The 13,305-nt window shown below is 46.3% G+C and carries 11 protein-coding genes; 9 read left to right on the top strand and 2 right to left on the bottom strand.

All coding sequences use genetic code 11. From position 1 onward, the window contains the following. Positions 1-47: 47 nt before the first annotated feature. From AC4QJR_RS27335 to AC4QJR_RS27325, 3 genes are all read left to right on the top strand, one after another. A complete protein-coding gene (locus AC4QJR_RS27335) occupies positions 48-473 on the top strand; it encodes a YwiB family protein (protein ID WP_496524859.1) in 426 nt (141 codons plus the stop codon). Further along, positions 460-2,130, top strand: a complete 1,671-nt coding sequence (argS, locus tag AC4QJR_RS27330) for an arginine--tRNA ligase (RefSeq protein ID WP_496524858.1) — start codon at positions 460-462, stop codon at positions 2,128-2,130. The genes AC4QJR_RS27335 and argS overlap by 14 nt, the downstream gene beginning before the upstream one ends. Positions 2,131-2,254: 124 nt before the next feature. Further along, positions 2,255-2,434 carry an H-type small acid-soluble spore protein gene (locus tag AC4QJR_RS27325; protein WP_098571655.1) on the top strand — a complete coding sequence of 60 codons (180 nt, stop codon included), beginning with the start codon at positions 2,255-2,257 and terminating at the stop codon, positions 2,432-2,434. A gap of 925 nt (positions 2,435-3,359) precedes the next feature. On the opposite strand, the gene uvsE is transcribed toward AC4QJR_RS27325, so the two are convergent. Continuing rightward, positions 3,360-4,325 (bottom strand): UV DNA damage repair endonuclease UvsE, encoded by a 966-nt coding sequence (gene uvsE / locus AC4QJR_RS27320; RefSeq protein ID WP_496524857.1) that lies wholly within the window; start codon positions 4,323-4,325, stop codon positions 3,360-3,362. Positions 4,326-4,340: 15 nt separating this feature from the next. Continuing rightward, complete coding sequence (gene cls, locus AC4QJR_RS27315; protein ID WP_496524856.1) at positions 4,341-5,543, bottom strand: cardiolipin synthase; 1,203 nt, start codon at positions 5,541-5,543, stop codon at positions 4,341-4,343. A 187-nt stretch (positions 5,544-5,730) separates the two neighbouring features. Between cls and AC4QJR_RS27310 the strand changes: the two genes are divergently transcribed. The 6 genes from AC4QJR_RS27310 (at position 5,731) to AC4QJR_RS27285 (ending at position 13,261) form a co-directional block, all read left to right on the top strand. Further along, positions 5,731-7,833: a heterodisulfide reductase-related iron-sulfur binding cluster gene (locus AC4QJR_RS27310; protein ID WP_496524855.1), complete on the top strand. Its 2,103-nt coding sequence runs from the start codon at positions 5,731-5,733 to the stop codon at positions 7,831-7,833. Between the two features lie 249 nt (positions 7,834-8,082). Next, positions 8,083-9,270 carry an acetyl-CoA C-acetyltransferase gene (locus AC4QJR_RS27305; protein WP_496524854.1) on the top strand — a complete coding sequence of 396 codons (1,188 nt, stop codon included), beginning with the start codon at positions 8,083-8,085 and terminating at the stop codon, positions 9,268-9,270. Positions 9,271-9,351: 81 nt separating this feature from the next. Next, positions 9,352-10,203: a 3-hydroxybutyryl-CoA dehydrogenase gene (locus AC4QJR_RS27300; RefSeq protein WP_496524853.1), complete on the top strand. Its 852-nt coding sequence runs from the start codon at positions 9,352-9,354 to the stop codon at positions 10,201-10,203. Between the two features lie 77 nt (positions 10,204-10,280). After that, complete coding sequence (locus tag AC4QJR_RS27295) at positions 10,281-11,411, top strand: acyl-CoA dehydrogenase (RefSeq protein ID WP_496524852.1); 1,131 nt, start codon at positions 10,281-10,283, stop codon at positions 11,409-11,411. A gap of 55 nt (positions 11,412-11,466) precedes the next feature. Beyond that, entirely contained in the window at positions 11,467-12,606 is a 1,140-nt protein-coding gene (locus tag AC4QJR_RS27290; RefSeq protein ID WP_375374623.1) for an acyl-CoA dehydrogenase, read from the top strand. A 16-nt stretch (positions 12,607-12,622) separates the two neighbouring features. Further along, on the top strand, positions 12,623-13,261 hold the full coding sequence (locus AC4QJR_RS27285) for a TetR/AcrR family transcriptional regulator (protein ID WP_098571654.1): 639 nt from the start codon (positions 12,623-12,625) through the stop codon (positions 13,259-13,261). Positions 13,262-13,305 lie beyond the last annotated feature (44 nt).

The following is a 13,305-nucleotide window of genomic DNA, read 5'->3' as shown; positions in this document are numbered from 1 at the left end:
GGCGCTGGAGCTAGATTATCAAAGAAAAAAGGGAAGTGCCATTAGGTTTGTCTACGACTGAAATTCCGATGAAAATTAATGTGAAAACGACGATTCATCAGCAGGGAGGCAAGGAAGTGTATGAGCTGGCGGTGTTTGGCCGCTATCTTGAAAAAGATGGTGCCTCGTTTCTTAAGTACGAAGAGGTGCAGGATGAGGGCACTGTCCGGACGATTGTGAAGGTAGCTGGTGATGAGGCACTGATTTTGCGCGGTGGTGCCGTGAAGATGCGCTTGCCGTTTCGCTTGCATAAGAAGCTGCGCGGCAGTTATGAAATGCCGTTTGGGTCCTTTGAGACGATCACGCTGGCTAAACGGATTGAGCATGCTGATGGTTTGATTGACATTCTTTATGATTTTTCAATGCAGGGTAAGCCTGCTGGTACATACCATTTGGAAATTACCTTTCAGGAGGATAACAATGAACATAGTTGAACAAGTACAAAGTAAGTTAAAAGAAGAGATTCGGGCGGCAGTGCTGAAGGCGGAACTGGCGTCTGAGGAACAAATTCCGGATGTGATTCTGGAAACACCAAAGGAGAAGGCGCACGGCGATTATTCAACAAATATGGCGATGCAGCTGGCTCGTGTTGCAAAGAAAGCACCGCGTGTGATTGCGGAGGCCCTGCTTGCGAATATCGATCGCTCGAAGGCATCGATTGAAAAAATCGAGATTGCTGGTCCAGGATTTATTAATTTTTATATGAATAATAGTTATTTAACCGAACTGATTCCGACGGTGCTGAATGCTGGGGAGAAGTACGGGGAAACAACAGTTGGCGGCGGCCAGAAGATTCAGGTCGAGTTTGTGTCAGCGAATCCAACGGGTGACTTGCACCTTGGACATGCCCGCGGTGCGGCGGTGGGTGACTCGCTTTGTAATATTCTAGACAAGGCGGGCTTTGATATTTCGCGTGAATATTATATTAATGATGCAGGAAATCAGATTAATAATCTTGCATTGTCGGTGGAGGCGCGTTATTTCCAAGCTCTAGGTTTGGAAAAAGAGATGCCGGAGGGCGGCTACCACGGTGCGGACATTATTGGTATTGGGAAAAAGATGGCCGAGGAGTTTGGGGATAAGTATGTGCATGTGTCCGAGGACGAGCGCCAAGAGTTTTTCCGTGAGTACGGTCTGAAATATGAAATGGCGAAGCTGAAGCAGGATCTTGAGGATTTCCGTGTTGGATTTGATGTTTGGTATTCAGAGACTTCGCTTTATAAGAATGGAAAAATTGATGAGGCTTTGGCGGCGCTGCGTGCGAGTGGGTATGTGTATGAGGAAGACGGTGCGACGTGGCTCCGTTCGACGGAATTTGGTGATGACAAAGACCGGGTGCTGATTAAGCAGGATGGTTCGTATACGTATTTGACACCAGATATCGCCTATCACAAGGACAAGCTGGACCGCGGGTTTGAAAAGTTGATTAACATTTGGGGTGCGGATCACCACGGCTATATTCCGCGGATGAAAGCAGCGCTTCAGGCGTTGGGTTATGACCGTGAAACTCTTGAGGTGGAAATTATTCAGCTCGTTCACCTTTATAAAAATGGCGAGAAGATGAAGATGAGTAAGCGGACCGGTAAAGCCGTAACGATGCGTGATTTGGTTGATGAGGTCGGCCTCGATGCGACGCGTTATTTCTTTGCGATGCGCAGCTCGGATACACATATGGATTTTGACTTGGATTTAGCGGTGTCGGAATCGAATGAGAATCCTGTTTATTATGCTCACTATGCCCATGCGCGGATTTCTAGTATCTTGCGTTCAGGAGAGGAGCAGGGTGTTCAAGTGACGGCGGATGCGGATTTTTCGTTGGTAACATCAGAGAAGGAAATGGATTTATTGAAGAAGATTGGGGAATTCCCGGCAGCTGTAGGGGAGGCCGCAGTGAAGCGCGTCCCACACCGGATTACGAACTATATCGTAGAATTGGCGTCGACGTTCCACAGTTTTTATAATGCAGAAAAGGTGCTTGATCTCGAACATATCGAGCGCACTAAGGCGCGCCTCGGGTTGGTGCGGTCTGTGCAAATTACGCTCCGCAATGCGCTGGCATTGATTGGGGTTTCCGCTCCGGAAAAAATGTAATGGCTGATGGCTCTCTTACTTCGGTAAGGGGGCTTTTTTCATGGGTTTGTCCATAAAAATGAATAGTACCTAATTGTTGTCAAATACTAGTAGGGATATGAAAACTAGGGAGTGGATGAGACCAATGAATGTGGGACGAGCCAAGGAAATTGCTGAATCGGCTGATATGATTCATGTTACCTACGAGGGGACGCCAGTGATTATTCAACATGTGGATGAGGCGGCAAAAGTAGCGAGAATTTATTCACGGAATGATCCGGACAATGAGCGTGACGTTCCTGTTATGAACTTAATTGAGGAATAAAAGGAGAGTCTTCGAGCGTGTTCGAAGACTCTTTCTTATAGGCTGCTTTCGGAATAATTGTTGTTTTTGGAACAGATTTAATCATAAAAATCTACAGAAGGAATTATACTTCGGACAGGATTGCCTTTGAAGTTTCGAAAGCTGTCCGAAGACGAGCGAAGTTTGGACACGCTGGCCTTAGAAATCACGAAAGCTGTCCGAAGACGAGCGAGGTTCGGACACGCTAGCCTTTGAGATCACGAAAGTTGTCCGAAGATGAGCGAAGTTCGGACACACATGCCTTAGAAATCACGAAAGCTGTCCGAAGACGAGCGAGGTTCGGACACGCTAGCCTTTGAGATCACGAAAGTTGTCCGAAGATGAGCGAAGTTCGGACACGCTAGCCTTAGAAATCACAAAAGTTGTCCGAAGACAAGGGAGGTTCGGACACACATGCCTTAGAAATCACGAAAGCTGTCCGAAGACGAGCGAAGTTCGGACACGCTAGCCTTTGAGATCACAAAAGTTGTCCGAAGACAAGGGAGGTTCGGACACGCTAGCCTTTGAGATCACGAAAGTTGTCCGAAGACGAGCAAGGTTCGGACACACATGCCTTAGAAATCATGAAAGGTGTCCGAAGAAGAACGAGGTTCGGACACGCTGGCCTTTGAAATCACAAAAGTTGTCCGAAGATGAGCGAGGTTCGGACACACATGCCTTAGAAATCATGAAAGCTGTCCGAAGACGAGTGAAGTTCGGACACGCTAGCCTTTGAAATCACAAAAGTTGTCCGAAGACAAGGGAGGTTCGGACACGCTAGCCTTTGAGATCACGAAAGTTGTCTGAAGACGAGCGAGGTTCGGACACACTTGCCTTAGAAATCTCGATAGCTGTCCGAATAGGCCACGAATCGAACACAGCAACAAAGTTTACGATAAGACTCTTTTTATTTGACCTCGACCGCACCGCCGCTTATCCGCTTAAACCCACGAAGCTTACTCAGATCTTCGATTAATTTCAGTGCCGCCTGATCCTTTGCTTTGGCCTCGATCATGAAATCAACATCAGCCCCGATTTCGCGGACCATGTTCAAAAACGGCATGATAAATTCCGGATCCACGAAGTCAGCATGAGAACGGAATTCCTTCTCGTTTTTTGGGGAGGAAATATGGACCTTCGGGATGCCGTGCGGTCCATGCCCATGCTCCCAAGTTCGGAAAATCCGCGGCAGCAGTTCCTCGAGTGATGTCTTGGACAAATTGGCCATATGGTGGTGATAGTCGAACACAAACCGGATGGATTCCTTTTCGCAGGCTGCTAACGTTTCTTCGGCATTGTACGTTTTATCGTCATTTTCTAATGTCATGACCTGTTTAATGGGCGCGGGCAGTGTCGTTAAATTTTGATGAAAGCGCGGTAGAGTTTTTTGTTTATCACCATAGGCACCACCAATATGGATATTAATCAGCCCTTCCTGCTCAAGGCCCATTGCTTCAAACATACGATAATGGTAACGCATATCGACCACCGCGTTTTCGGTAATCTTCGTTTGCGGTGAGGTGAACAAGGTGAACTGGTTCGGATGGAAACTGACCCTTAATTTCTTTTTTTTCACCAACTCGCCAATCTCTAGCCATTCAGTGCGAAAAGGAGTCACAAAGTCCCAGTTCACCTCCGGATGGGTCGCGAGCGGGACGATCGAACTCGACATCCGATACAGTTCAAGTTCATGAGCAAGATTGTAGTAGAGCATGCGCAGGGTATGATTCAAGTTCTGCCTCGTTACCTCAAGCAGCTTTTCCATGCGCTCCTCAGGGCTTAGCTGCTGATACCGAGTAAACGTCAGCGTCTTCGCCGGCGAAGCATCCCACAAACTAATCGCATGTGAAACATAACCAAACCGAATCTTCATAAAAATAACTCCTTGCTATAGAAAATAGGATACGATCGCTGCGATGCCTTCTTTGATTATACGGGCCGGATTTGGTTTGTTTAGGACCGCTAAAGTCAGCGGAACAGAATCCTCAATATCCTTTTCTAAAATCTCCATCAAACGTCGAATAAAAGCCTGGTCATAAATATAACAATTGATTTCCTTGTTTAAATACATACTTCTTTTATCAAAGTTAGCCGTGCCGATATCGCAAATTTTGTCATCAATCACAAGTGTCTTCGCATGGTAAAAACCCTTTTTATATTGAAAAACATCAGCACCTGCTCGAATCAGCTTACGTAAATAGCGGAACGAGCCTTCTTGGACCAACAGATGGTCAGCTGCATACGGAACGATCACCTTAAGATGAACGCCGCGCTTTAAGGCAGTGAGTAACGCCGCTAAGATTTTTTGACAGGGGATAAAATAGGGCGAACCAATGATGATCGAATCGTTTGCCTGATGGATGAGTGTGAGATAATTTTGTTCTAACTGCTGGGCTTCTGTCGGAACAAATCGGTGGCGAACCTGACCGTCAGCCAAGACAGGAAAATAAGCTGAATCCTTCATAATATCCTCACCCGCATATTCGCGCCAATCGATTAAAAACTCCGTCTGCAAAAAATTAACGCTCTGTCCGGTAATTTTCAAATGGTAATCGCGCCAAATCCCCAAGGAAGGATCTTCATCGATATATTCCTTGCCGACATTATAGCCGCCGAGGTAGCCAATTTCCCCGTCAATAATCGTAATCTTACGGTGATTCCTGACCTGAGAAGAATAAAACAGAAAGGGAAGTCTAATATGATTGCTAAAAGCGAAGCGAATGCCTTCCTCACGCAATGACTGGATCACCGCCTTTTTAACCTTCCAGCTGCCAAGGCGGTCAATGAGAAGCCGAACTTCCACCCCTGCACGGGCTCTTTCTTTTAAAATCGAGAAAAATTCCTGACTGATTGCATCATCTTTAACAATATAAAAGAGCACATGAATATGCTTGTCTGCATTCCGAAGTTCATGAAAATAGTCGGCAAACAACTTTTTTCCATGCGTAAAAATATCAATGTCACCATGAATAATGGTCGTTTCCCTTCTACTGACAATGGAAAGATGCTTCTTTCGACCTAAATGAAAATCCAAAACGATCCAAATAATGATGAGAAAAAGGAGTAAGCTCAACATGAGTACCACATTCATCTGGGTTCTTTCCTCCAATCAGTTTCGTTAGTTTTACCGAAAGTATCCTTTTCTATAAGTTAACGCAACTTAACAAAAAATCATTTGACTGAATGCTCATTCATAATATAATAGAGTTAAGTATAGATTCTGAAAATTAATTATTTTCAAAGTCGTTTTAGGGGATAACAAGGAAAGGGGCATAACTATGAATGGATTACTTTGGGTTAACTTGATTGCGTTTCTTTTTGTAACCGCTTACGCAATCAGTCTGTTCGTGTATGTAGTCAAAACCCGGATTGAATTTATTAAGCTTGGGAAAAAGGTTGAGTTCGATGACAATGTCAAAGAGCGGCTTCGCAAAATTTGGGTCAATGTGTTCGGCCAAAAGAAATTGCTCAAGGATAAAAAAAGCGGGATTATGCACGTCATGTTCTTCTACGGATTTATTCTCGTCCAATTTGGCGCCATTGACTTTATTATCAAAGGGATTAAACCGGGGGCACATCTTCCACTTGGACCGCTTTATGCCGGGTTTACTTTTTTCCAAGAGCTCGTCACACTGATGATTTTAGTGGCCGTTATCTGGGCTTTTTACCGCCGGTATGTTGAAAAATTAGTCCGCTTGAAACGCAACTTTAAATCGGGTCTGGTTCTTATTTTCATCGGCGGCCTGATGCTTTCTGTGTTACTAGGCAATGGAATGAGCCTTATTTGGCATGGTGAAGGGACGTCTTGGACTGAACCTATTGCTTCGCTGATTTCAGTTATTTTTTCAGGGATTGGTGAGACCGCCTCTATTGTAATTTTCTACATTGCCTGGTGGGCGCACTTATTATTCTTGCTAACCTTCTTAGTGTACGTACCACAATCCAAGCATGCCCACTTAATTGCAGGACCTGCGAATGTTTATTTTAACCGTTTAGATAAACCAGGAAAATTGAAAAAGATTGATTTTGAAGATGAAACCCAGGAATCGTTTGGGGTTGGAAAATTAGAGGACTTCACGCAGCACCAAATGATCGATTTTTATGCCTGTGTGGAATGCGGCCGCTGTACAAATATGTGTCCGGCTACGGGGACAGGGAAAATGCTGTCACCAATGGATTTAATCGTAAAAATGCGTGATCATTTAACCAATCATGGTGCCTCTGTTACCTCTAAGCAGCCGTGGGTGCCAACCTTTGCGTTTGGGAATACGACGGGAAATCAACTGGCCCTAGCGTCAGCGGGCCAAGGCGCCAAGGAATCCGCAGCTGCTTTAGCCTACAGCCCAAGCTTGATTGGCGATGTAATTACGGAGGAAGAAATTTGGGCTTGTACGACCTGCCGAAATTGTGAGGATCAATGTCCTGTCATGAACGAGCACGTTGATAAAATTATTGATTTGCGCCGTTATTTAGTGTTAACCGAGGGGAAACTGGACGCCGATGCGCAGCGTGCGATGACTAATATCGAACGCCAAGGCAATCCATGGGGCTTGAATAGAAAAGAACGTGAAACATGGCGCGAAGCCCGCGAGGATGTTCATGTACCAACCGTTAAGGAAATGAACAAAGCAGGTGAGGAAATTGAATACCTCTTCTGGGTGGGTGCTATGGGTTCATATGATAACCGCAGCCAAAAGATTGCTTTATCATTTGCAAAACTGCTCAATGAAGCTGGCATTAAATTTGCCATCCTCGGAAACAAAGAGAAGAACTCTGGCGATACACCGCGCCGACTCGGCAATGAATTCTTGTTCCAAGAGCTGGCAACGAAAAATATTGAGGAATTTGAAAAAGCAGAGGTCAAGAAAATCGTTACGATTGACCCGCATGCTTATAATATTTTCAAAAATGAATACCCTGATTTTGGTTTAACCGATGTTGAGGTGTTCCATCACACCGAGGTTCTTTACGAGCTGGTTCGCGATGGGAAGCTCGTACCGAAACACGCGGTAAATGAGACGATTACATTCCATGATTCTTGTTATTTAGGGCGTTACAATGATGTCTATGATGCACCGCGTGAGATTCTAAAATCGATTCCAGGCGTGAAACTTCTTGAAATGGAGCGGAACAGAGAGAAGGCGATGTGCTGTGGTGCAGGAGGCGGCTTGATGTGGATGGAAGAAGAAACCGGGCAGCGCATTAACGTGGCTCGAACCGAGCAGGCACTTGCTGTGAATCCTTCGGTCATCAGCTCCGGCTGTCCGTACTGTTTAACGATGCTCTCGGATGGAACGAAGGCGAAAGAGGTCGAAGAAAAGGTATCAACATACGATGTAGCAGAGTTGCTGGAAAAAGCGGTTTGTGGTGAAGTCGCATAGGTCTTGATGGAGTGTAGAAGTTGATTTGTTTATTCAATTCGTAAAATTTTTAAAATTTTGTGTAAAACATTTCAACTTCTACGCTTTTTTATGTAAAATATAATTGTAAATAAAACGCTTACATTACCATTTTAAAAAAGCAGAGAACTGCGTTTCTTTTTTTGTTTGTGTCCGAGCGAGCGTTCAGTCACCGGAATTATTTTTTATAAAAGCTTATCTGAATATTATGATTAGGGGAGTGTGTGAACGATGGGAAGAACAGTAATTTTAAGCGGAGTTAGAACGCCTTTTGGAAAATTAGGAGGAGGTTTGAGCAGCTTTACTGCTTCACAGTTAGGAGGAATCGCGGTAAAAGAGGCATTAGTTCGTGCAGGCGTGAAGCCAGAAGAGGTTGAGGAAGTCATTCTTGGAACGGTCTTACAAGGGGGACAGGGGCAGATTCCATCGCGTCAGGCGGCGAAGCATGCGGGACTGCCATGGAAAGTGAAAACAGAAACCATTAATAAGGTTTGTGCATCCGGAATGCGCAGTGTCACGTTGGCTGATCAAATCATCCGCGCCGGCGATGAGGAAGTGATTGTGGCAGGCGGGATGGAATCGATGAGCAATGCCCCATATGTACTTCCAAAAGCACGCTGGGGCTTCCGCATGGGAGACGCACAGGTGAAGGATTTAATGATTCAGGACGGTTTAACCTGCAGCTTTACTGGCGTTCACATGGGGACTTATGGCAACGAAGCAGCTCAAGATATGGAAATCAGCCGTGAGGCACAGGATGAGTGGGCACTTAGAAGTCATCTGCGCGCGATTGAAGCGATAGAGAGTGGGAAGTTGGCGGAAGAAATCGTCGCGGTAGAGGTTCCACAGCGCAAAGGAGCTCCAGTGGTGGTGGCAACAGATGAAGCACCGCGAAAAGATACGTCTTTAGAGCGTTTGGCTAAATTAGCACCGGTATTTAATTCAACGGGAACGATTACGGCAGGGAATGCGCCAGGTGTCAATGACGGTGCGGCTGCCCTCGTGTTAATGAGTGAAGAACGTGCGGCTCGCGAAGGCCGTGCTGCTGAAGCTGTGATTGTCGGCCATGCGGCGATTGCGGTGGAAGCAAAGGATTTCCCAAAAACTCCGGGACTTGTCATTAATGAGCTGTTACGAAAAACAGGCAAAACAGTAGATGAAGTTGATTTATTTGAAATTAATGAAGCCTTTGCGGCGGTAGCTTTAGTCAGTGGGAAAATTGCCGGCTTGGATCCAGAAAAGATCAATGTTAATGGCGGTGCGGTCGCTTATGGTCACCCGATTGGGGCAAGCGGGGCACGCATTATTCTCACATTAATGCATGAATTAAAACGCCGTGGCGGCGGACTTGGAATTGCCGCAATCTGCAGCGGGGGCGGCCAGGGCGATGCGGTGATGATCGAGGTTCCGCGCGGATAATAGTTTTTAAGATTAGTAGATACCAAATAAAAAATGCTAAGCCGGACTCATTTCCGGCCTTCTTGGAGGGAATAGAATCGAATGAAGATTTCAAAGCTGATGGTCATTGGTGCCGGACAAATGGGCTCCGGAATTGCTCAAGTTTGTGCCCAGGCAGGGTACATGGTTGTACTTAATGATTTAAAACAGGAGTTTGTGGAACGCGGCCTAGCCGGAATCAATAAACTACTTACACGAAACGTTGACAAAGGACGCCTCACAGAAGAGCAAAAACAAGAAATTCTCAGCAACATTACTCTGTCCACCGATCTAAACGATGCCCGTGACGTTGACCTCGTCATCGAAGCTGCCGTGGAAAACATGAGCATCAAAACCAGCATCTTTGCCCAGCTGGATGAAATTACCCCAGCACACGCGATCCTTGCGAGCAATACCTCATCATTGCCGATCACGGAAATTGGGGCGGCCACTAAGCGTCCAGAAAAGGTAATTGGTATGCACTTTATGAACCCCGTTCCGGTTATGAAGCTTGTTGAAATCATTCGCGGTCTTGCAACATCCGATGAAGTCTACCAAGTGATTGAAGATATGACCAAAACCTTGAGTAAGGTACCCGTTGAAGTCAATGATTTCCCAGGATTTGTTTCCAATCGTATTCTGATGCCAATGATTAACGAAGCGATTTATACACTTTATGAGGGTGTGGCTACAAAGGAAGCGATCGATGAAGTCATGAAACTCGGCATGAACCACCCGATGGGGCCGTTAACCTTGGCTGATTTTATTGGTTTGGATACGTGTCTTTATATCATGGAAACACTTCACCAAGGCTTTGGCGATGACAAATACCGTCCTTGTCCGCTCCTGCGCAAATATGTGAAAGCAGGCTGGCTTGGAAAGAAATCAGGGCGCGGTTTTTATACGTACGAATAGACACAGCATTTCTTCGAAAAGGGGTCGTGATAATGATGAGCACCACGATAGTACATTCCTCCAAAGGGGAGACCAACATGAATCTTACATTCACCGAAGAACAAGAAGTGATGCGAAAAATGGTCCGCGATTTTGCGAACAGCGAAATTGCCCCATTCATTGAGAATATGGAAAGAGGAGAATTTCCGCGCGAAATTCTCCGCAAAATGGGGGAGCTTGGGTTAATGGGGATTCCTGTCCCTGAGAAATATGGCGGTGCGGCGATGGACTTCACCTCCTATATCCTAGCAATCCATGAACTTTCTAAAGTAAGCGCTACCATCGGGGTAATCCTTTCTGTGCATACCTCGGTCTGCACAAACCCGATCCTTTATTTTGGAACAGAGCAACAGAAAGAGAAATACGTGCCGAAATTGGCTTCAGGGGAGTATCTCGGTGCATTTTGCTTAACCGAACCGAGTTCCGGATCGGATGCGGCCAGCTTAAAATCCCGTGCCGTCAAGAAAGGCGATCATTACGTCATCAACGGCTCGAAGGTGTTCATTACGAACGGCGGCGAGGCCGATGTTTATATCGTTTTTGCGAAAACAAATCCGGAACTAGGCAGCAAGGGGATATCAGCGTTTATTGTTGAAAAAAATACTCCTGGCTTTATCGTCGGCAAAGATGAGAAGAAAATGGGCTTGCATGGCTCGAGAACGGTCCAACTTACGTTCGAGGATATGCATGTTCCAGCTGAAAACCTGCTGGGTGCTGAGGGCGAAGGCTTTAAGATTGCAATGGCCAACCTTGATGTCGGCCGCATCGGGATTGCGACCCAGGCGCTTGGGATTGCTGAGGCCGCACTGTCAGCCGCAACCACCTATGCCGGGGACCGCCACCAATTTGGAAAGCCGATTGCCGCTCAACAAGGGATTGGCTTTAAATTAGCCGACATGGCGACCAGTGTGGAAGCAGCGAAACTATTAGTCTATCGTGCGGCGTGTTTACGGACCCATGGAAAAAAATGTACGTTGGAAGCGTCAATGGCGAAATTGTTCGCGACGAAAACGGCGGTGGAAGTCACCACCGAAGCGATTCAAGTTTTCGGCGGCTACGGATACACCGAAGATTATCCGGTCGAGCGCTATTTCCGAGATGCAAAAATCACGGAAATTTATGAAGGAACAAGTGAAATTCAACGGATTGTTATCAGTAAGCATTTATAAATCTGGCTCGTATATGCGAAAACAGCCTTAAACATATCCACTAGGAGGACTTGAAATGAACTTTAAACTCTCTGAAGAACATGAAATGATTCGGAAAATGGTTCGTGATTTTGCCCGGAATGAAGTGGCTCCGACGGCAGCGGAGCGCGATGAGGAAGAACGCTTTGATCGCGAGATTTTTGACAAAATGGCGGAGCTGGGTTTAACCGGGATTCCGTGGCCGGAAGAGTACGGCGGCATTGGCAGTGATTATCTGGCGTACTGTATCGCAGTAGAAGAGCTTTCCCGCGTTGACGCATCAACGGGCGTTATGCTCTCAGCCCATACTTCTCTAGCGGGCTGGCCGATTTATAAATTTGGCAGTGAGGAGCAAAAACAAACCTACCTGCGCCCAATGGCAGAAGGGGCAAAAATTGGCGCCTACGGCTTAACAGAGCCTGGCAGCGGTTCGGATGCCGGCGGAATGAGAACGACTGCCCGTCGTGAAGGCGATCATTATGTTCTCAATGGCTCGAAGATTTTCATTACGAATGGTGGGGTAGCGGACATTTATGTGGTGTTTGCATTAACCGACCCTTCAAGCAGACAAAAAGGAACCACTGCATTTATTATCGAGAGCGACTTCCCAGGCTTTTCAGTTGGGAAAAAAGAAAAGAAACTCGGAATTCGTTCTTCACCGACCACTGAAATTATTTTTGAAGATTGTAAGGTTCCAATTGCTAACAGACTCGGAGAAGAAGGCGAAGGCTTTAAAATTGCTATGATGACTCTTGATGGCGGCCGCAACGGTATTGCTGCTCAAGCAGTGGGGATTGCTCAAGGGGCGCTTGACGCAGCCGCAGACTATGCCAAAGAACGTCATCAATTCGGCAAACCAATCGTCGCAAATCAAGGGATTGCCTTTAAACTCGCAGATATGGCCACAGGGATTGAGGCCTCACGACTATTAACGTATCAAGCCGCATGGCTCGAGTCGCAAGGTCTGCCGTACGGCAAGGAGTCGGCGATGTCGAAGTTATTTGCAGGCGATACGGCGATGAAGGTAACAACCGAGGCTGTTCAGATTTTTGGCGGCTATGGCTATACAAAGGATTATCCAGTGGAGCGCTTCATGCGCGATGCGAAAATTACGCAAATCTATGAAGGCACACAAGAAATTCAACGACTTGTGATCTCGCGGATGATCACGAAGTAAGGCGGATTAGAACATGATAAAAAAACGAGAAGTACTGGCTTCTGTAAAGGATGAACGTCTTGTTCAGAAACGGCGGGACCAAATGATTAAAGGGGCCGTCAGCCTTTTTAAAGAAAAAGGCTTTCACCGGACGACAACGAGAGAAATCGCCAAAGCCGCAGGATTCAGTATTGGGACCCTTTACGAATACATCCGCTCGAAGGAAGATGTCCTGTACCTCGTCTGTGACAGCATTTATGAACATGTGAGTGAACGCCTTGAGCAGGATTTGGAGCAGAAAAAAGGCACCCTTTCAAGTCTGAAGCTTGGGGTGGGGCATTATTTCCGGGTTATGGATGAGATGCAGGATGAAGTGCTGGTCATGTATCAAGAAGCCAAATCGCTGACGAAGGACGCCCTTCCATATGTGCTGAAAAAAGAAATTGAAATGGCGGCGATGTTTGAGAGCCTAATGGTCCGCTGTGTCGAAAATGGAGAACTAGAGTTATCGGAAAAACAGATCGCACTGATTTCCCATAACATTATTGTTGAGGGACAAATGTGGGCGTTCCGGCGCTGGGCCCTTCAAAAATTATATACACTAGATGAATATATTGAACTGCAAACAGAGCAATTGTTTCACGGGATTCATACGTCAACACAGGCTAGGTCGTAATGTTGACCAGGTGACGATGCTGATTGGAGCGGAAATCAACATCC

The sequence above is a fragment of the Neobacillus sp. BP17 genome (assembly GCF_059579525.1).
This window is presented reverse-complemented; position numbering and strand designations above follow the sequence as displayed.

Excerpts from the sequence above, each read along its gene's own strand:
- argS (WP_496524858.1), top strand. The coding sequence starts at position 460 with ATGAACATAGTTGAACAAGTACAAAGTAAGTTAAAAGAAGAGATTCGG.
- AC4QJR_RS27325 (WP_098571655.1), top strand. The coding sequence starts at position 2,255 with ATGAATGTGGGACGAGCCAAGGAAATTGCTGAATCGGCTGATATGATT.
- uvsE (WP_496524857.1), bottom strand. The coding sequence starts at position 4,325 with ATGAAGATTCGGTTTGGTTATGTTTCACATGCGATTAGTTTGTGGGAT.
- cls (WP_496524856.1), bottom strand. The coding sequence starts at position 5,543 with ATGAATGTGGTACTCATGTTGAGCTTACTCCTTTTTCTCATCATTATT.
- AC4QJR_RS27310 (WP_496524855.1), top strand. The coding sequence starts at position 5,731 with ATGAATGGATTACTTTGGGTTAACTTGATTGCGTTTCTTTTTGTAACC.
- AC4QJR_RS27305 (WP_496524854.1), top strand. The coding sequence starts at position 8,083 with ATGGGAAGAACAGTAATTTTAAGCGGAGTTAGAACGCCTTTTGGAAAA.
- AC4QJR_RS27300 (WP_496524853.1), top strand. The coding sequence starts at position 9,352 with ATGAAGATTTCAAAGCTGATGGTCATTGGTGCCGGACAAATGGGCTCC.
- AC4QJR_RS27295 (WP_496524852.1), top strand. The coding sequence starts at position 10,281 with ATGAATCTTACATTCACCGAAGAACAAGAAGTGATGCGAAAAATGGTC.
- AC4QJR_RS27290 (WP_375374623.1), top strand. The coding sequence starts at position 11,467 with ATGAACTTTAAACTCTCTGAAGAACATGAAATGATTCGGAAAATGGTT.